This window comes from Acinetobacter halotolerans, assembly GCF_004208515.1.
Classification (GTDB): domain Bacteria; phylum Pseudomonadota; class Gammaproteobacteria; order Pseudomonadales; family Moraxellaceae; genus Acinetobacter; species Acinetobacter halotolerans.
Map to the genome: position 1 here is coordinate 1 of NZ_SGIM01000017.1, position 19,078 is coordinate 19,078.

The 19,078-nt window shown below is 39.3% G+C and carries 17 protein-coding genes and 1 pseudogene; 8 read left to right on the top strand and 10 right to left on the bottom strand.

Annotated elements, in window-relative coordinates; all coding sequences use genetic code 11:
- Positions 1-258: 258 nt before the first annotated feature.
- From EXE30_RS14820 to EXE30_RS14840, 5 genes are all read right to left on the bottom strand, one after another.
- Positions 259-816, bottom strand: a complete 558-nt coding sequence (locus EXE30_RS14820; RefSeq protein ID WP_130163067.1) for a peptidylprolyl isomerase — start codon at positions 814-816, stop codon at positions 259-261.
- 129 nt (positions 817-945) lie between these two features.
- Positions 946-2,016 carry an alpha/beta hydrolase gene (locus EXE30_RS14825; protein ID WP_130163068.1) on the bottom strand — a complete coding sequence of 357 codons (1,071 nt, stop codon included), beginning with the start codon at positions 2,014-2,016 and terminating at the stop codon, positions 946-948.
- A 243-nt stretch (positions 2,017-2,259) separates the two neighbouring features.
- Complete coding sequence (locus EXE30_RS14830) at positions 2,260-2,457, bottom strand: hypothetical protein (protein ID WP_130163069.1); 198 nt, start codon at positions 2,455-2,457, stop codon at positions 2,260-2,262.
- A gap of 289 nt (positions 2,458-2,746) precedes the next feature.
- The gene (locus tag EXE30_RS14835) at positions 2,747-2,977 is read right to left on the bottom strand and encodes a hypothetical protein (protein WP_130163070.1); all 231 of its coding nucleotides are present in this window, start codon (positions 2,975-2,977) and stop codon (positions 2,747-2,749) included.
- Between the two features lie 388 nt (positions 2,978-3,365).
- The gene (locus EXE30_RS14840) at positions 3,366-4,229 is read right to left on the bottom strand and encodes an MBL fold metallo-hydrolase (RefSeq protein WP_130163071.1); all 864 of its coding nucleotides are present in this window, start codon (positions 4,227-4,229) and stop codon (positions 3,366-3,368) included.
- A 108-nt stretch (positions 4,230-4,337) separates the two neighbouring features.
- Between EXE30_RS14840 and EXE30_RS14845 the strand changes: the two are divergent.
- The 3 genes and pseudogenes from EXE30_RS14845 to dnaK all read left to right on the top strand — a co-directional run bounded on the left by EXE30_RS14845 (position 4,338) and on the right by dnaK (position 8,087).
- Positions 4,338-5,296, top strand: a pseudogene (locus EXE30_RS14845) (LysR family transcriptional regulator).
- A gap of 94 nt (positions 5,297-5,390) precedes the next feature.
- Positions 5,391-5,939, top strand: coding sequence for a nucleotide exchange factor GrpE (gene grpE / locus EXE30_RS14850; protein ID WP_130163073.1), 549 nt, complete (start codon positions 5,391-5,393; stop codon positions 5,937-5,939).
- 201 nt (positions 5,940-6,140) lie between these two features.
- On the top strand, positions 6,141-8,087 hold the full coding sequence (gene dnaK, locus EXE30_RS14855) for a molecular chaperone DnaK (protein ID WP_130163074.1): 1,947 nt from the start codon (positions 6,141-6,143) through the stop codon (positions 8,085-8,087).
- A 47-nt stretch (positions 8,088-8,134) separates the two neighbouring features.
- Here dnaK and EXE30_RS14860 read toward each other — a convergent pair whose 3' ends face one another.
- Positions 8,135-9,019, bottom strand: a complete 885-nt coding sequence (locus EXE30_RS14860) for an MBL fold metallo-hydrolase (RefSeq protein ID WP_130163075.1) — start codon at positions 9,017-9,019, stop codon at positions 8,135-8,137.
- Positions 9,020-9,263: 244 nt separating this feature from the next.
- Here EXE30_RS14860 and EXE30_RS14865 point away from each other — a divergent pair, with 244 nt between their 5' ends.
- The 4 genes from EXE30_RS14865 to EXE30_RS14880 all read left to right on the top strand — a co-directional run bounded on the left by EXE30_RS14865 (position 9,264) and on the right by EXE30_RS14880 (position 13,293).
- The gene (locus EXE30_RS14865) at positions 9,264-10,172 is read left to right on the top strand and encodes a matrixin family metalloprotease (RefSeq protein ID WP_130163076.1); all 909 of its coding nucleotides are present in this window, start codon (positions 9,264-9,266) and stop codon (positions 10,170-10,172) included.
- A gap of 436 nt (positions 10,173-10,608) precedes the next feature.
- Positions 10,609-11,523: a matrixin family metalloprotease gene (locus EXE30_RS14870; protein ID WP_130163077.1), complete on the top strand. Its 915-nt coding sequence runs from the start codon at positions 10,609-10,611 to the stop codon at positions 11,521-11,523.
- A gap of 377 nt (positions 11,524-11,900) precedes the next feature.
- Positions 11,901-12,788, top strand: coding sequence for a matrixin family metalloprotease (locus tag EXE30_RS14875; protein WP_130163078.1), 888 nt, complete (start codon positions 11,901-11,903; stop codon positions 12,786-12,788).
- Positions 12,789-12,909: 121 nt separating this feature from the next.
- Positions 12,910-13,293, top strand: coding sequence for a hypothetical protein (locus EXE30_RS14880; protein WP_165382420.1), 384 nt, complete (start codon positions 12,910-12,912; stop codon positions 13,291-13,293).
- A 40-nt stretch (positions 13,294-13,333) separates the two neighbouring features.
- Here EXE30_RS14880 and EXE30_RS14885 read toward each other — a convergent pair whose 3' ends face one another.
- The 4 genes from EXE30_RS14885 to EXE30_RS14900 form a co-directional block, all read right to left on the bottom strand.
- A complete protein-coding gene (locus tag EXE30_RS14885) occupies positions 13,334-14,635 on the bottom strand; it encodes a lytic murein transglycosylase (RefSeq protein WP_130163080.1) in 1,302 nt (433 codons plus the stop codon).
- A gap of 643 nt (positions 14,636-15,278) precedes the next feature.
- Positions 15,279-16,400 (bottom strand): 5-(carboxyamino)imidazole ribonucleotide synthase, encoded by a 1,122-nt coding sequence (locus EXE30_RS14890; protein ID WP_130163081.1) that lies wholly within the window; start codon positions 16,398-16,400, stop codon positions 15,279-15,281.
- A gap of 69 nt (positions 16,401-16,469) precedes the next feature.
- Positions 16,470-16,982, bottom strand: coding sequence for a 5-(carboxyamino)imidazole ribonucleotide mutase (gene purE / locus EXE30_RS14895; RefSeq protein ID WP_005086095.1), 513 nt, complete (start codon positions 16,980-16,982; stop codon positions 16,470-16,472).
- A 137-nt stretch (positions 16,983-17,119) separates the two neighbouring features.
- A complete protein-coding gene (locus tag EXE30_RS14900; RefSeq protein WP_165382421.1) occupies positions 17,120-17,476 on the bottom strand; it encodes a DMT family protein in 357 nt (118 codons plus the stop codon).
- 207 nt (positions 17,477-17,683) lie between these two features.
- Here EXE30_RS14900 and mpl point away from each other — a divergent pair, with 207 nt between their 5' ends.
- Positions 17,684-19,045, top strand: a complete 1,362-nt coding sequence (mpl, locus tag EXE30_RS14910) for a UDP-N-acetylmuramate:L-alanyl-gamma-D-glutamyl-meso-diaminopimelate ligase (RefSeq protein WP_130163107.1) — start codon at positions 17,684-17,686, stop codon at positions 19,043-19,045.
- Positions 19,046-19,078: the final 33 nt, after the last annotated feature.

A 19,078-nucleotide genomic window follows, 5' to 3' on the forward strand; every position in this document is an offset into this window, starting at 1 on the left:
ATTTCTCACCACCTCATCAGTGGCAAATCAACGCAATAAACACTCATAAACTTAACCAGTAAAGCTAAGTTTTGTTTGCTTCATCGCGTCGGGATGTGTGCATTATAGGAGATTTTTTTTGGTGCGCAAGTCTTTTTAAACATATGATTTATTGAGTGTTGCTTTTTTAGACCACAGCCTGCACAACAAACCATCAAAAACACCATAAACCAATGATAATAAGGAAGAAATATTAATTCTATATTTCTTCCTTATTTTTTACTTTTTGCTCTTTATCTGAACACTTATGATTTTAACCGGTTGTTTTGGTACATTTTGATGCATTCCATGGTTTCCCGTAGGTACATTTACGATTTTATCAACAATCTCCATACCTTTAGTCACTTGCCCAAACACGGCATAACCAGCATCCCTTTGGGAACGATTGAGGAAGCTGTTATCTGCAACATTGATAAAGAATTGACTCGTCGCAGAATTAGGATCGTTAGTTCGTGCCATCGCTAAAGTACCACGGGTATTCTTTAGACCATTGTTTGCTTCATTGACAATAGGTGCTTTAGTTTTCTTCTCAACCATATTCGCATCTAAGCCCCCGCCCTGAACCATAAACCCAGGAATCACACGATGGAAGATCGTACCAGTATAGAAGTTGCTTTTTACATAGTTTTCAAAATTCTTAGCTGACACAGGTGCTTTATCATCAAAAAGCTCTATTTCAACATTCCCCATGCTGGTTTTCATTTCAACCATTGTATTTGCAAATAAATGACCACTTGCCAAAAGTAAACTTGTTGTAATGAACAACTTTTTCATCATTGCTTTTCTCGACTTGAAAAATAGATTTTTTGCGAATACTAATCTTAGATTTGCAAATCCATTTTTACTATTTTTATTTGTTACGCTAAGCAATGCCTATGTTTCACGTGAAACATAGGCTCATCGATATTAGCTATGTTTATCCCAGAATTTTCTAAAGTTTCTTGCAAACTCAATTGTATTGCGTTTGGCCTTACTTGAGATCGGGGTTAGGTTGATAAAACCATGAGTCTGATCAACATAATTGACATACTGAACTTTGACGCCATTTTGTCTGAGCTTATGGCTATATATTTCACCTTCATCATGAAGTAAGTCATGACCAGCCGTAAGCACGTATGCTGGTGCAAGCTTACGAAGATTGCCATAGGTAGGTGAAATAAGCGGATCATCTAAAGCAACGTTATGCTGTGTCGCATAATAATCCGTCACATAATCCACATCCTTACTGGTCAACACCAAGCCTTCACCATATGCGTAGAATGATGGATGTCTACTTTTAAAATCTACAGTTGGATAAATTAACAGTTGAGCTTGTGGTGCATAGGCCTTCCCAACGCTGTGTTGCGCCACCACAGTACTAATATTACCACCCGCACTATCTCCAGCAACCGCAATACGATTTTTATAAATCTTGAGTTGGCGACGATTCTGATAAACCCAAGCCAAAGCATCCTCACATGATTTGATCAACAGTTGTGGAGATGCTTCGGGTGCCAGTGGATAATCAATACTCAAGACTTGTACTTTCGCGTATTTGGCGATTAAGCGACAAACCTCATCATGTGTATCCAAACCACCCACCACAAAACCACCGCCATGATAAAATACAATCATAGGGAGTTTCTTATTTGGCGCTGGATGAAAATGGCGCGCAAACACCGTTCCACTTTGCAAAGGCAATCGAATATCTTCAACAGATTCGATTGCAGTCGGTTTATTCAATATAGCCAACATCTGCGCATCGAATTGGCGTCTAGACTCAATCGGATCATCCCCCAGAAAACCAATATGCCCTTGTTTAATCTGGATAGCCATCAAGCATTTGGTAAATGCATCTAAATCTGGGTACTGATATGAATAACCTAAAACCTTAGCGAGAGATTCTTGTACGATTTTAGGCAGCTTATCCAGCACTCGTGCAGCAGGACCTTGTCCATTATCTAAAATTGTTTGAATTTTTTGAGGTAATGCTGTCACGTTTTTCCCCTTTCCACTTTGTCGTTAGTTCTTGTTCTATCCGACTATATGCCCTTATAAAGTCATAGATCAAGAATTTAAAAATAAAATCTAAGCTAAATGGCTGATCTACAAATGTCATTAACCATTCTGCTTATCTATGCCCTTTTTTTAGGTCAATTAGAGCCTTTGATTGGATGAGAAAATAAAAAACTCAAAAAGGAAGATTGTGCTTTTTGAGTTTTGATGACTTTTATATCCCGATTAACGACCAGCAGATGCTGAACCAGAGATATTAATTCCAACTTGTCCTGGTTGGACTTGAGCCTTTACTCCAGCGCCCGTTTGAACACCATGAGAACCGACACCCACATTTGTAGAACCTGTCGCCTCAACAGAAACACAACCCACTATTGGGCTTATCGCAATACACAGTAGCGAAATGAAAGTGAACTGTTTCATAATTTTTTCTCTCAATTAATTCAACACAACCCATTCGGTTGGTGAAATATCATCATTACTGTTTTGCAGATCAATCTACAAGTCCGCATGGGTTATTTTTACTGTCAGTTTGGCAAATCGTTACGAGAGATTTGAATGGCGCTAAAACTAAAAAACTAGAATCATTTTATTGATTCTAGTTTTCATTCATCAATGAATCTATATAACTTAAGAGCACCATATATAGCAGTATATGTTTAGATTGTTCTGTTGGCATCAACATGACAATCTATTGCTCTATACGTTTAGATTATTGTACTGATGCCTCAGCATCGACCGCACCAGATACATCAGCAGATGGGCTACCTGACTCAACACCCATAGAAGTATCTGCTTGTATACCTACACCAGCTTGTGCGCCAGTAGGGCTTGCACTTGTTTGAGCTGAACCAGAAGCTTCTAAGCCACCTTGAGAAGTACAACCTACAGCTGTGAATGCTACGCCTGTTACAACCATTGAAATCAATGCTAATTTTTTCATTGCTTACTTCCTTTCATTATGACAAAAAGCAAAGTCGCCTTTGCGTTGCCTATCATTCACAATTTTTTTCGCTGACGTGATGAGGATTGGTTGTAGTTTGTAGTGGAAGCTGCATTATTTTGCAATTTTTCTTATATCAGCCGTCTTCACAATTCACATATCTTTTCATATAAACAGACTTACTAAATAACTATTAATACAGCGTTTTTTTATTTTTATTTTGGCTCTATATCGCAAATCTTTGTTTATATTATGTTTTTATAATTTATAGAAATACTGTACAACCTTCTTAAAAGATTACAATTGCGTAGTTTTTATTGATAATGAATTAAGCACCAATAAAAAACCGTGGTCTAAACCACGGTTTTTATGTTTTTTGACCATGAATTTACGGCCACTGCATTTCACCTTTTACCACTTTAGCACCCAAATCTAAACTATCTGATTCGCCTAAAGCCGGATATTGTTTTTGCATGGTTTGTATTAACTGAGCTGAATCCTTGGTGGCTTTTACCGCTTTCTCATATTGCTTTAAATAGTCAATCGAGAAATTCACTGCCTCTAAGCCTTCAGCGGCGCCCGCTTTCATATGGGCTGGTACCACAGTTTTAGGCTTCAATGCTTTTATACTTTCTAACGCCTGAACCACCTCAGCACGATCTTTTGTGGTCGGGGTATCCGCCATCCATAAATGTATGCCTGAAGATACTGGAATTCCACCTACAACAGCTTTAGCACTTGGAACCCACAAATAAGTCAGTTCTTTTTTACCTTTAATTTCGATGTTTTCATTTTCAAGTTTTAAGGTTTTCGCTGTATAGGCTTGAGGAATGATAATTTTAGTCGGTGCATTGGCACCCATTTTAGGTCCCCAATACTGCACTTTCAAAGCTTGTGTATCTTGAATATGCTTAACCGTTTCAGGTGTCGCAATAATTTGCACCTGAGGGAAATATTGTTTAAAAACATCTAAACCAAAATAAAAGTCTGGATCGCCATAACTCACAAAAATCGTTTTTAACGTTTTACCGCTATCAAGGATGTCAGCCGCGATACGCAAAGCTTCTGATTTAGAAAATTGCGCATTGACCAATAAAACTTCTTTATCACCTTCAATTAAAGTTGAAGTCACACCAAAGTGCTCTGGTTTAGCCAGAAAATTTTGAATTTTTAATTCTTGTGCGAAAGTGTTTGATGCTGCAGCGAGTGTTGATAATGCAGTGAATGCAATGGCATACGGTTTTATGTTCATTTTTTCATCTCCAATCTGATAGAAGTTACTATAAATTGCATTTATTACTGAATAAACCGTCTAAATTAAGATAAAATGTTGCATACCTTGCAACAATCAAAAATAAATATGGATACTTTAAAAGCCATTCAGGTCTTTGTTTGCATTGCACATCAAGGCAATCTCAGTAAAGCCGCAAAACATTTAGATTATTCTAAAGCGATGGTGTCTCGCTATCTTGAGCATCTCGAACAAAGCTTTTCAACTCGATTGTTTCAACGCAATACACGTAAAGTTTCACTGACACCTGCGGGTGAAAAAGCACTGGTGTATTGCGAAAATATCCTGCAACAACAGCAACTTTTGGCCGGCTTGGCTGCTCCAGAACAACATACAGGTACGATTCGCTTCACCTGTGGTTTATTTTTATTTCAACTGGGTGTGAATGAATGTATTCGACAATTTAAAAAACGCTATCCTCATATCCATTTTGACGTTTATTTGACTGAGAACACGCTTGATCTCATGGATGCTCAAGTTGATCTAGCCCTACGTATTACTCAAAAAGTTGCTGATGGACTGATTGCACGGCCTGTATGCCAAATTGCATCTACTTTTTGTGCACATCCGCATTATTTACAAGATCACCCACCCCTTTCACACCCCAGTCAATTGATTCAGCATGAATGTATTGCTCACTATACCCACAATCAATATTGGACTTTGTTTGATCAAGATCAACAACCTCAGAATTATCCATTAAATGTAACATTTAAAAGCAATGATGTGATTGCACTGTATCAAATGTGCCTCGCAGCGCAAGGCATTGCCATGTTACCGACGTTCCTCGTTCGTCAAGATATTGCAAAAGATCGTTTGCAACAGGTGTTTACAGATTTTTCTGCACCCGATCTGACTTTGTCTTTAGTCTATGCCTCTAGACAACATTTACCAAAAATAACCCAAGAATTTATTGCTTTCGTGATCGAAAACTTAAATTTTTACTTAGATCAGCAAAATTAAAAGATTTAAATCAACCTGAACGCTTGAATTTTGTCGGGTTGCCCATACTTCATCCATATCTATGAATGACCAATATGTGGCAGTTCGGGTTTGATCCTATGAGCATTCACGCCAAAAGGACTGTACATGTTTAAGAACTTTTTTAAACGGAGATCATCAATGGCTAATGAGCACAATGAGCAAGCTCAAGACATTCAAAATGAGCAACAACCTGAACAAACTCAAGCTGAAGGTGTAGAGCAAGCAACAAACGAGCTTAGCGTTGAAGATTTACAAGCACAAATCACCACGCTTGCGGAAGGTTTAAAACTAGAAAAAGCACGTGCAGCCAATGCAACCTATGAAGCAGAAAAAGTGAAAGAACGTTTAGAACGTGAAGCTGAAACTGCGAAGAAATTTGCTTTAGAGAAATTCGCCAAAGATTTACTTGATTCAGTCGACAACCTTGAACGCGCGATTCAAGCTGCGGGTGATGAACAGTCGCCTTTACTTGAAGGTGTGCAACTGACCCTGAAATCATTGCTCACCACACTCGAAAAATTCGATGTGGTTGCAGTCGATACCACAAATGGTTTCAACGCAGATCACCATCAAGCTGTTGGTATTGACCCAAATGCCAAAGCAGGTGAAATCGGCACAGTACTACAAAAAGGTTATACCTTATCTGGTCGTCTCTTGCGTCCAGCGATGGTCATGGTTGGTCAATAAAGCACACGAGCAACATGTAAATGTGCTCAAAGTACAAAGAATTTGAGAGTTTTTTGATTTTTTTTTCATAAAAATGCTTGAAAAAAACCGAATGACTCTCATATCGAATAACAAGCAAATCCCCTTTAGCAAACAACGCTTTTATCCTCTTTATTAAAAGAGGAAATGAGGGGATTCAAAAATTTTAGAGGAACACACCAAATGGCGAAAATTATTGGTATTGACTTAGGTACTACCAACTCATGTGTTGCTGTACTTGAAGGCGATAAAGTAAAAGTAATCGATAACGCAGAAGGCGCACGTACAACTCCATCAATCATTGCCTATAAAGATGGCGAGATCTTGGTCGGTCAAAGTGCAAAACGTCAGGCTGTAACCAACCCTAAAAATACATTATTCGCAATCAAGCGTTTAATTGGTCGTCGCTACGAAGACCAAGCAGTACAAAAAGACATCGGTCTTGTACCTTATAAAATCATCAAAGCAGACAACGGTGATGCTTGGGTTGAAGTAAATGATAAAAAATTAGCACCTCAACAAATTTCTGCTGAAATCTTGAAAAAGATGAAAAAAACTGCAGAAGACTATTTAGGTGAAACTGTAACAGAAGCAGTCATTACTGTTCCTGCGTACTTTAATGATGCGCAACGTCAAGCGACTAAAGATGCAGGTAAAATTGCAGGTCTTGATGTTAAACGTATCATTAACGAACCAACTGCTGCTGCACTTGCGTTCGGTATGGACAAAAAAGAAGGCGATCGTAAAATCGCGGTTTATGACTTAGGTGGCGGTACTTTTGACGTATCAATCATCGAAATCGCAGACCTTGATGGCGACCAACAAATCGAAGTTCTTTCCACCAATGGTGATACTTTCCTTGGTGGTGAAGATTTCGATAACGCATTGATCGAATTCTTAGTTGAAGAGTTTAAGAAAGAACAAAGTGTGAATCTGAAAAATGATCCACTTGCGTTACAACGTTTAAAAGAAGCAGCTGAGAAAGCAAAAATTGAGCTTTCTTCATCAAACGCAACTGAAATCAACCTTCCATACATCACTGCTGATGCGACTGGTCCTAAACACTTAGTGATCAACGTAACACGTGCAAAACTTGAAGGTTTAGTTGCAGACTTAGTTGCTCGTACGATTGAACCATGCCGTATCGCACTTAAAGATGCTGGACTTTCAACTTCTGAAATTTCAGACGTGATCTTGGTGGGTGGTCAGTCTCGTATGCCACTTGTACAACAAAAAGTACAAGAATTCTTTGGCAAAGAGCCACGTAAAGACGTGAACCCTGACGAAGCTGTTGCAATGGGTGCTGCGATTCAAGGTGCGGTATTGTCTGGTGACAAGAATGACGTACTTTTACTCGACGTAACACCATTAACGCTTGGTATCGAAACCATGGGTGGCGTGTTAACTGCAATTATTGAGAAAAACACCACGATTCCTGCGAAGAAATCACAAGTGTTCTCAACTGCTGCTGACAACCAACCTGCTGTAGACATTTCTGTGTTCCAAGGTGAACGTAAAATGGCGCAGCAAAACAAATTGTTAGGTAACTTCCAACTCGGCGACATCCCACCTGCTCCACGTGGTGTGCCACAGATTGAAGTTTCATTCGATATTAACGCTGATGGTATCTTAAAAGTATCTGCGAAAGATAAGAGCACAGGTAAAGAGCAGTCGATCCAGATTAAAGCAAACTCAGGTTTGTCTGATGCTGAAATCGAAGCAATGATCAAAGATGCTGAAATCAATGCTGAAGAAGATCGTAAGTTTGAAGAGCTTGCGAAAGCACGTAATGAAGCAGATGCTTTAATTACTAGCTCGAACAAAGCAGTGAAAGATCTTGGTGAACAAGTGACTGCTGATGAAAAAACTGCGATTGAAACTGCGGTTTCTGAACTTGAAGCTTCAACAAAAGAGAATGATGTTGAAGATATCAAAGCAAAAACTGAAGCTTTACAAAACATCTTGATGCCAATCACACAACGTGCTTATGAACAAGCACAAGGTGCAGCGGGTGGTGCTGAAGGTTTTGATCCAAATGCATTCCAAGGTGGCGATGCGGGTCAACAACAAAAAGCGGACGATGGCGTTGTAGATGCTGAGTTCACAGAAGTAAAAGATGACAAAAAATAATTTGTCTCTTTAAAAAAAACCGCGCGAAAGCGCGGTTTTTTTATGTGCTAAGCATCATTTCCCTGATCAAAATACAGTTCTCCTAAGATCGGCATAAATAATGGAATCACGCCACAGTCCTTAATTTCTTCTATAAATTCAGGGATATTCACCTCAGGTAATAACTGCGGTGTCTCATCAATCGGAGTCACCATGCTATCCCAATGGCACGGGATAATATATTTTGGCTTGAGCAGTTGCACCACATCTCTGACGTAATTTGGTCGGTATTTACGTCCAATTGCACACAAACACACGATATCCGCCTGCCTCCCCTGCAATTCCTGTTCAATAAAATCTGCTGAATCAATATGTACCACGCTCAACTGCCCTGTATTAATCCACCAGTTAAAGACTTGTCCATGCTTTAGTTGATGAAATTTGGGTGGATAAGGTGGTGGTGTAGTCATGTCTCCAGGTAAGGGCACACGACCAAATAGTGCTTTGCCATGAATCGAAGGCAACCCAACAACTTGCCATTTACCACATTCAATAATTTCTCGCCCTTTTGTTTCAAGCATTTGCTGTTCAGACAAACCTGCCGAACGTCCATACATTAAACTCGCTTGAGAACCAATTAATCGTGCCCCTGTTTGTTTACATACTTCTGGCGCATCCAAAATATGATCATAATGTGCATGTCCAATCAGCACATCATCTGCCTGAGGAATGTATTGTTTAACCAATTCTGGATCACTCAGCAAAGGCTGAGTGAGTGTATGCCATAGGTTTGGACGACTAATAAATGGGTCCAAGACTAAAGTTCGATGTTGGTCCGATAAGATAAAACCTGCTGTGCCTAAATATTTAATTTTTAAATTTTCATTTTTCGCTTCAGCTGGAGAGCAAGCTGCCCATATTGGATCAGGTGTTTTGAGTAAATATTTCAGCATTTAGATTCCCTTACATTTTATTTTTACTTATCGACATTTGCTTCATCTATCTAAATATCGCAGCTGTACGCATGTATAACAAGTGCAATGTTAACGCTCAAGGAGCGGTATCACAGTTCACCAACTTGATAAACACAAACTTTATGTATAATTCAAAATGTTAAAATGATGATATAAATAAAAGATGAAAGCTGATCTTGTTATCGCCAAGCCTCTATCAACCTTTATTTTTCAAAAATATTAAATGATACGAATCGTTTTTATATGTCTTACACTCTTTATCTTATGGACTGGCTATCAAAGCTACCAGCACCCGCAGCTCAAATTTAACTCACTGTTAGATCGGGTCACCCACCCGTTGGATACGCGTCTTCGCTATCGTATTGCTGAAGTGGATCCTCGCTTTAAACTCAGTATCGAGCAAGTGAAAGAGATTAGTCAACAAGCCACGCAAATTTGGAAAGATGGCACAGGAAAAGAATATTTTGTATATGATCCTGACGCTCAACTGAGTATCCATTTAATTTATGATGAGCGCCAAGTTGAGAGCGAACAACGACGAGAGCATTTGACTGAGCTGAAAGCGAACCAACAACAATGGCGAGATAAGAAAAAACAGCTTGATCGAATCGAACAAGAAATGATTCAGAACAAACAATCTTTGAACCTAAAACGGCAACAACTTGATCAGCAAATTCAACAATACAATCAAGAACAACAAGCTGCTCAACTCAAGCGTTCATCAGCCGCACATCAGCAATACTTTCAACAACGGCAACAAGCTTTACAACAAAGTGTCGAATTATTAAAACAAGAAATAGCACAATACAACCAAAAAATTAATCATTTAAATCAAAAAGTGGATGAGCTTAACGCACTTGATCAACAATTAAACACCTCAGTCAGTCAGTATAAACAACGTTTTCAACCCCATTTATTTCATAAAGGCTTATTTAACGGAAAACAAATTCTCATTTATGAACTGGAATCAGAGAATGATCTGAGGTTAACGCTTGCACATGAGTTTGGTCACGCTTTAGGACTAAAACATAGTGATGACCCACATGCCCTCATGCATCCAATTATGAAAGATCAAGATGCTGCTCATTTTCGTTTAACACAAGCCGACCTCAATTTATTGTGGGCGCGTTAAGCTGAACAACGTGTTGTCCGATCAAGATAAAAAAGTAATCAAAATTTCGATGAACTATATGCATATCTTTTTTTAACTAAAAGGGCGATACATAGCGGAAATATCAATCGACCGTTCATGTCACAAATAAACAATTTTTTGCCCAAAAGTAAAAAACTTTTCAATCATGGCTAATTCTTACAAAAGTTAACAATTTGATCAATTTACAACCATTTGTGCTAAAATTTTAGTTAAACAAAGCTTAATTCTTTGATATTTTTAGACTTATGATAAAAAAACAACCTATTTTTTTACTTATCTGTTGTGTATATCATTCGATTCATTTTCAACTTTACTAGAAAAAAATCACAATTTTTAGCTTTATTTATTAAATAGATAGCACTTTGACCTAGGTAAAAAATTACTCAAGAATAAATTTTATTTTTGGGGATTTCACATGCGTGATCAACGTTTAATGATCATTATGGCGACGTGCATATATATGAGCGTGTCCCCTGTTAGCTATGCACAAAACAACTCCCATAACGCAAGTTCACATATACATCAATCTGTTGAAACACCTCTTTATTATCGTATTGCAGAGATTGACCCAAGATTCAATTTAACTACGCAACAAGTGTTAGAACTCACCCAACAAGCTGCAAATATCTGGACGCAAGAAACGGGGAAACAACATTTTATTTATGATCCGCACGCCAAATTTAGCATTCACTTAGTTTATGATGAACGTCAACAACAAAGTTCTCACCGTATCCAAGGCTTGAATCAAATCACGCAACAACAAAAACAATGGGAAAATCAGAATCAACAGCTACAACAAGCCAAAGATGAAATCGAAAAAACGACACTCTTGCTCGCCAACAAACAAACGCAACTCACCGCCCAATTCCAACAATATAATGCTGATGTACAGCAGTTTAATCAGCAACGATCATCATCCAAAAGTTTAGCAAACCAGCTTACGCAACGCCAAAAAGTACTGCAACAGCAGGCTGTGACACTACAACACGACATGCAATTGCATAACCAAAAAACCCAGCAACTTAATCAGGAGATTAAAACCTTAAATCAGAAAAATCAGCAGCTTGTTGCCGCAGCAAATCAATTTAATCAAGTCTTTCAACCGCGTCTGTTCCATAAAGGTCATTTTAATGGCAAACAGATTGTTATTTATGAGTTTACGACGTCGGATGATTTACGTTTAACGCTCGCACATGAGTTTGGACATGCTTTGGGATTGGCACATACAGATGATCCTAAGTCCCTAATGTATCCCGTCATTCAACAACAGAATCTGCAAAGATTTGCTCTTACGGATTCTGATCGAAACTTGGTCAAAGCAATCCACTAAGCATAAAATTATATGCTCAGCATTTAACGGTATAACGCGGTGGCCAGTTTTTTTGACAGGAAAAATATTATTTTTATGTGATACAGAATGTATTTTATTGGGTAAATCAGACCCATTTTTGTTGATTATCTTTGCCATAATTAAGATTATTCCTAGTCGAGCATAAAAACTAAATAATTGTTGCTCCATTATTTTTAGCTCTACCTTCCCTAAAAATAGTGATTTTTAGCTCACTGAAGTATCTACTCTTCTACAGATGTATTTTTTATTTTTCTAAACGTATTTTTCAACCCAGTGAATTTTAAATACATTTCATCAAATTGACTAATCATAAAAGCTGATTAAAATACAGCCCTTTTCAAGCTTTATCTCCTGCTATGCGTTTATGTTCCATCCTATTGGTTGCATGTATTTTCATGCTAACCCAAATCCCTGCCTTTGCTCAAATTTCATCAAATGCCACAACTACTCAGGTTCGTTATAATACAGAGCAGCCTTTGCGCTACCGTATTGCCCATTTTGATCCACGCTTAAATATCAGCCAACAGCAAATGATTGATTTGAGCAAACAGGCGGCTGCGATTTGGGAAAAAGACACTGGACAACATTATTTTGTTTATGATCCTGAAGCTGAGTTTTCCATTCATTTAGTCTTTGATCAGCGTCAAATCCGTAGTATGAAACGCACCGAGAGTTTGAATCAATTAAAACATGAACAACAAATTTGGCTAAATGAAAATCAACAATTACAACAGCTCAAACAAAACCTCGCTCGCTCAACAATGCAACTTGAATTGCAGAAAACTGAATATCAAGCACGTGTTGAGAGCCAGCAACAACATACACAGCGACGCTCGATTAAAACCTTATTTACAACAAGTCCAAAACAAGAACTTGAACAACTATCTGCACAACTACAAACGCGTATTGATATACATCAGCAACTGGTTCAACAACTTGATCAACAAACCAGAAAATCCAAACTGCTCTACCAACATTTAACTCAGTCAATTACTGAATTTAATCAAACGTTTAAACCACAGATTTTGCATAAAGGTCAATTTGAAGGCAACCAAATTTTTATTTACGAATTTTCTTCTCTAGATGATTTACGTTTAACCTTAGCACATGAATTTGGTCATGCATTAGGCCTAAAACATACCCACAACCCAAAATCGTTAATGTATCCAAAAATTAAACAACAACAAGCCAAAGACTTTAGACTGACCGATACTGATTTGGAGCTATTAGGTTATTCTCACTGAGGCTTGATCTATCCAAACTCCAGGCCATTTATTAGATGATGTTTTTACAAGATGACAAGAATGGGTCGATTGTTATGATTTATTCATGTTATTGTGATGTGAAAACATCATCTTAGCCTAAATGGAGATCAGCATGAGTTATTATCATATCTTAATTGAAGTGAATGACCACATCAGTACGATTGAGCAGACTCGTGATATCGAAATCATGGATATTCAAAATATCAGTCCTTATCTTCATTCTATTTTGATTCCTTATTTCAATGAGCAAATCGTCGAACTTGAAGATGAAAATATTGCTCATGATGACATTCTACATTTAGAAGTAAAGCAGACCTTATTGCCGATTGAGCATTTGATTGAAGAAGAGCAAAAACAATTGCCAAGTGATACTGATGTCACCATCACTGCTTATGAAATTTTTAATGATCGTGACTTAAGTCAGGATGTGACTGCGGTGATTTTAGATATTCTAGAAGCAGTAAAATTAGACGCTGCACCATAAAGAAAAGGTCTGCACTGGGCAGACCTTTTCACATCGATACTTACTGCATCATTTTGCGTGCTTGTTCCTGACGGAAAGCGCGCAAAATTTGCTGCCCTGCACGTCCTGTTGGATTTAACCCTAAACGCGTTTGCTCTTGACGAATCGCTTGACGACTTTTATCGCCTATCAATCCATCTACCGTACCAATGTCATGACCACGTTGAATCAAAAACTGTTGAATTTCACGACGTTCCACTCGCGATGTACCTGCATCATCTGTTGGCCAAGCAGTTAAAAATGGTGTTGCTCCACCTAATCGATCTGATAAATGTGCAATCGCTAAACCATAACTTTCAGCAGCATTGTAACTATAAATCGCATCAAAGTTTTTAAACACCAAGAACACAGGACCACTCGCACCAGCAGGTGCAATCAATCCTGCAGGTGTGCTACCTGATAAATTCCCTTGCACCAATGCCCGACCATCGGCACGCGTTACGCCCTGAGCAATCCAACTATTCAGTGACTTTTTATTACGACGACTTTCACCAGAGATCGACATACCTTGTGGAACTTTAACCTCAAAGCCCCAAGGCATGCCTGTTTGCCACCCTGCTCGCTTTAAGAAATTTGCTGTTGATGCCAAAGCATCTGGAATACTGGAAACAAGGTCACGGCGGCCGTCTCCATCAAAATCTACGGCTAAACGCTCATAAGTAGATGGCATAAATTGCGTATGACCAAATGCTCCCGCCCATGAACCATAGAGTTGATCTTGGGTGACATCACCGCGCTGTAAGATACGCATGGTCGCAAAAAATTCTCCACGGAAATAACTCTGGCGACGACCTTCACAACTCAAAGTTCCTAAAGCTTGTAATAAAGGATATTTACCTGAAATATCACCATAATTACTTTCCACACCCCATACCGCGACCACGGTTTCAGCGGGAACACCATAGGCTTGCTCTACACGTCGCAGCACATCACGATGTTGCGCAAGTTTCTGCTGTCCTGCTTGAACTCGCTCGTTATCAACTAAACCAGACAAATAATCCCAAATCGGTGTTGAAAACTCAGGTTGATAATTCAATCGATCAATCACCGAATAATCTGCACTCAGATTTTGGGTGTAGCGGTCATAATTCGCTCCAGAAACACCTGCCGCTACAGCCGAAGTGCGCAAACCAGCCAGACAGCTCTGAAAATTCTGCGTCGGGGTAAAACTGCTGTTATTTGCAGCGCTTGGCGTTGTGGTAGTCGTAGAAACTTTTGCGCCATTAATGATCAGCTCAGCATGGGCACTATAGGATAAGGTCAATAAGGCAGAGCCTAGAAAAAAAGGGAAATAATGTTTCATGTCTTAACCATAATTTTTGAATTCAAATTTCTTGTTCACCTTAACACGCTCTATCAAGATGTATAGTTTGGAAACGTAACTTTGAATTCATTCTTCCTCATTTAAATTTAAAGTTCACTTTTTAAATTCAAAACACAGACGCCATTTAAATTTAAAAAAGCTCAAGCGCCATGTTTTGAATTCAAAATAAGCTTAACTCACCACATCAACTTTGAATTTAAAAACACAACCAGAACGTCGCATCAGTTTTAAATTCAAAAAAAACACTCCTATTTAAATTCATTTTAACAACCCAACCGATGAAATCAGAAGAGGAAATTGCTGATTTATAGCTATTTATTCACCTCAAAACACTTATAGCCCAAGGAAATAGATACCCACAGGCCCATAATTTAAATTCAAAACAATGATACTCGCCACTTTTAAATTTAAAACTCGATCGTATTTTTAAATTTAAAAACAGCATAAGCAGCTTCTCGCGTTTTAAATTCAAATTAACCCGTAGGATTTAAATTCAAAAGTCAAAAATAAAGTTATCCACACCTCGGCGCAAGCTCAACAGTATTCATTTTTTAAATTTAAAAGTAATAGGCAATAAAAAAGCGATCCGAAGATCGCTCAATTGTGGATAAATATTTTAAATTTAAATACTCATTTCTTCCGTCAAGGCCAACGGCACAGGTAAAATCTGAGCAAGTTGACGACATAAAACAGTTAAATCATCGCGATTATTCGGCATCAGAGTAATATGGCCTAACTTACGACCCGCACGTTCAGACTTATTATAAAGATGTAAATGCGCGCCGTTGAGTGCCAAAACGTCTTCTGATCGAGGATGCTGACCAATAATATTGATCATTACCGTAGGACGAATCACCTCAGTTGAACCTAACGGTAATCCCGCTACTGCACGAATATGGTTTTCAAATTGCGAGCAAATTGCACCTTCAATTGACCAGTGACCAGAGTTGTGGACACGACATGCCATTTCATTGGCATATAAACCTTGTTCTGTCACAAACAATTCAAGCGTCAATACACCTACATAATTGAGATGATTCAACAAACGTGTGATGTAGTCTTGTGCAACAGGTTGTAAATCGGTGCTATTTGGCGCAGGAACAATCGAGTGCGACAAAATACCATTGTGATGGTGGTTTTCTGCCAATGCCCATGTTTTGACATCACCATCTTGACCACGTACCGCAATAATGGATACTTCACGACTGAATTTCACAAAACTTTCAGCGATTAAGCTTTTCGCAGGTCCAAGCTCAGCCCAAGCTGTATCAATCTGATCTTCTGAACGTAGAACAAATTGACCTTTACCATCGTAGCCACCAGTTACGGTTTTTAAAACGATTGGCAAACCTAGATCAGTTACTGCTTGTTTTAAGCTGTCTAAGCTATCAACTGCACGATACGGCGCAACAGGAATACCTAATTCATCAAATAAGGATTTTTCAGCCAAACGATTCTGTGCTGTTGCTAAAGCAAGGCGAGGAGGGTGTAAAGTTTTAGTTTGTGTCAAAACGTCTACATCCGCAACAGGCGTGTTTTCAAATTCAAGGCTAAATACATCTGCACTGGCAATAAAATCCTGCAAGGCATGCTCATTTTTACTTGAAAAGACTGGACCTAAAATCGCCGCTGGGCAATCCGTTTCTGCTTCAAAAAAGCTACATTGAATATTCAGTGGCAGAGCTGCTTGCGCCATCATGCGTCCAAGTTGTCCGCCACCAAAAATACCGATGGTTTTATTCATTTATATGACTCTACTTGCTCAGACAAAGTCTTCGCCTTGCATTCGGGCAAAGCGTTGCTTTGCTTATCCTCATTCATGACCAGGGATATTTTTGCTCGACACTTTCTCAGTTTGCGCAGTACGGAAATCCGCAACATTTTTTGCGATCTCAGGACGTGTTAAACCCAGAATTTGCGCTGCCATGATGGCTGCATTGGTTGCACCCGCTTGACCAATCGCCAATGTACCTACTGCAATACCTGCAGGCATTTGTACAATCGAAAGTAATGAATCTACACCATTTAAAATCGAAGATTTAACAGGTACACCCAGCACAGGCAAATCAGTTTTTGCTGCACACATTCCTGGTAAATGTGCCGCACCACCAGCACCTGCAATAATCACTTGGATACCACGATCACGTGCTGTTTCAGCATATTCAAATAAACGATCTGGTGTACGGTGCGCAGAAACCACTTCAGCTTCAAAAGGCACACCCAATTGTTTGAGCATGTTAGCGGTATGTTCAAGTGTTGCCCAATCTGATTGAGAACCCATGATAATCCCGACTAAAGGTTGGCTATCTGTTGCGACCGCATTCATTGGCTTTTCCAAAACTTGATAAAAAAAGAGGGCAGTGTCTCGACTTACGCCAAACACAAAGGAATAAATTGGCAGATATTATAGCGGTTTTTTCAAGCATCCCCAACTACAGAACGCTTGAACTGATCGCAGAAAAATTAGCTGTGATTGCGGAAAACAAAATAGACGCAGCCCAATAAACAGAGCATCGCCCAAACATAATCTAACTTAAAAGGCTGTTTAAACATAAATAGTAAAAATGGGACAAACACCAGCAAGGTCACCACTTCCTGAGTAATTTTCATTTGCCCCAGACCCCAGCCATGTTGACTCAATAGTTTGGTCGCTGGAATCATAAAACTGTATTCGAGTAGGGCAATACACCAACTCAGTAAAATCGCCTGCCAGATCGGTGCATCATGTAAATATTTCAAATGACCATACCATGCCAAGGTCATAAAACAATTGGAAATAACCAATAAACACAGCGCTAAAAGAGTAGGGCTCAAGTTCATGTCCTTCTGATTCAGAATACAAGCTTAATAAGGAGATTGGAGTCAGTATAAAAGCGCTGAAATATTAACACTTCTTGCTTTAATTTGAAGTAAACAACAACAACGAATTTTGACTATCTTTTCCATATCAGCCTTGCTATCTTTTGAGGCAAATTTTTAATTGCATTACACACGTTTATTGCGTGATTGGATAAAGAGAGAAGCATGATGCATCTGCATATTTTGGGTATTTGTGGCACATTTATGGGGTCTTTGGCTCTATTAGCACGAGATTTAGGACATAAAGTCACAGGCTCAGATGCCAATGTTTATCCACCGATGTCAACTCAATTGGAAAATGCAGGTATCGAGTTGATGCAAGGTTATGATCATAGTCATTTACAGCCACATCCAGATCTAGTCATCGTCGGCAATGCCATGAAACGTGGCATAGATGCGATTGAATACATGCTCAATGAAGGTTTGCCGTATATTTCTGGTCCGCAATTCTTGGCAGACCATGTGCTACAAGGTAAACACGTGCTAGGTGTCGCAGGGACACATGGTAAAACCACCACCACAACCATGCTCGCCTGGGTACTCGATCAAGCAGGTTTAAATCCCGGCTTCTTGATCGGTGGTGTGCCCCTTGGTTTTAGTGAAAGCGCGCGTTTAGGTGGTGGTCAATACTTCTGTGTTGAAGCAGATGAATATGACTCTGCTTTCTTTGACAAACGTTCTAAGTTCGTTCATTACCATCCTAAAACAGCGATTTTAAATAACCTTGAATTTGACCATGCCGACATCTTTGATGATCTTGCTGCGATTCAAAAACAGTTCCATCATCTCGTGCGTACCATTCCAAGCGAAGGGCGTATTATTGCGCCAATTACCGAATCCAATATTGATGAAGTCCTAGAACAAGGCTGCTGGACACCTGTCATCCGCACCAGTCTTGAACCTAATGCTCAAGCAGCGTTATCGGCTGAATTGATCAGTGCCGATGGCAGTCATTTTAAAGTGCTGGAACACGGTAGCGTGATCGGTGAAGTGAAATGGAGCATGACAGGCCAGCATAGCGTTGCCAATGCTTTAGCGACTATTGCTGCCGCGCAACATGTTGGTGTCAGCATTGAACAAGCCTGTGATGCATTATCAAATTTTGGTGGTGTAAAACGTCGTATGGAATTGTTAGGTACTATACGTGGCATCGAAGTCTATGATGACTTTGCACATCATCCGACCGCGATTGAAACCACGCTGGACGGCGCACGTAAGCGTCTAGGTGAGCGTAAACTTTGGGCAATCATTGAGCCACGATCAAACACCATGCGTATGGGTAGCCACAAAGATGGTTTAGCGCATTCAGCACGTTTAGCGGATGAAGTGATCTGGTATCAACCAGAAGGCTTAGATTGGGATTTACAACCCATCATCTCTGCATCATCAAACAAAGCCGAAGTCAGCCGTTCTTTGGATGACATCATTGCCCGTGTGGTCAATGAAGCAGGTGAGGGCGATGCTGTGGTGATCATGTCGAATGGTGGCTTTGGTGGTTTACACCAAAAATTGATTACTGCTTTGTCTTAATCTAGCCTATATCCCACTTTCATAATTTAATCT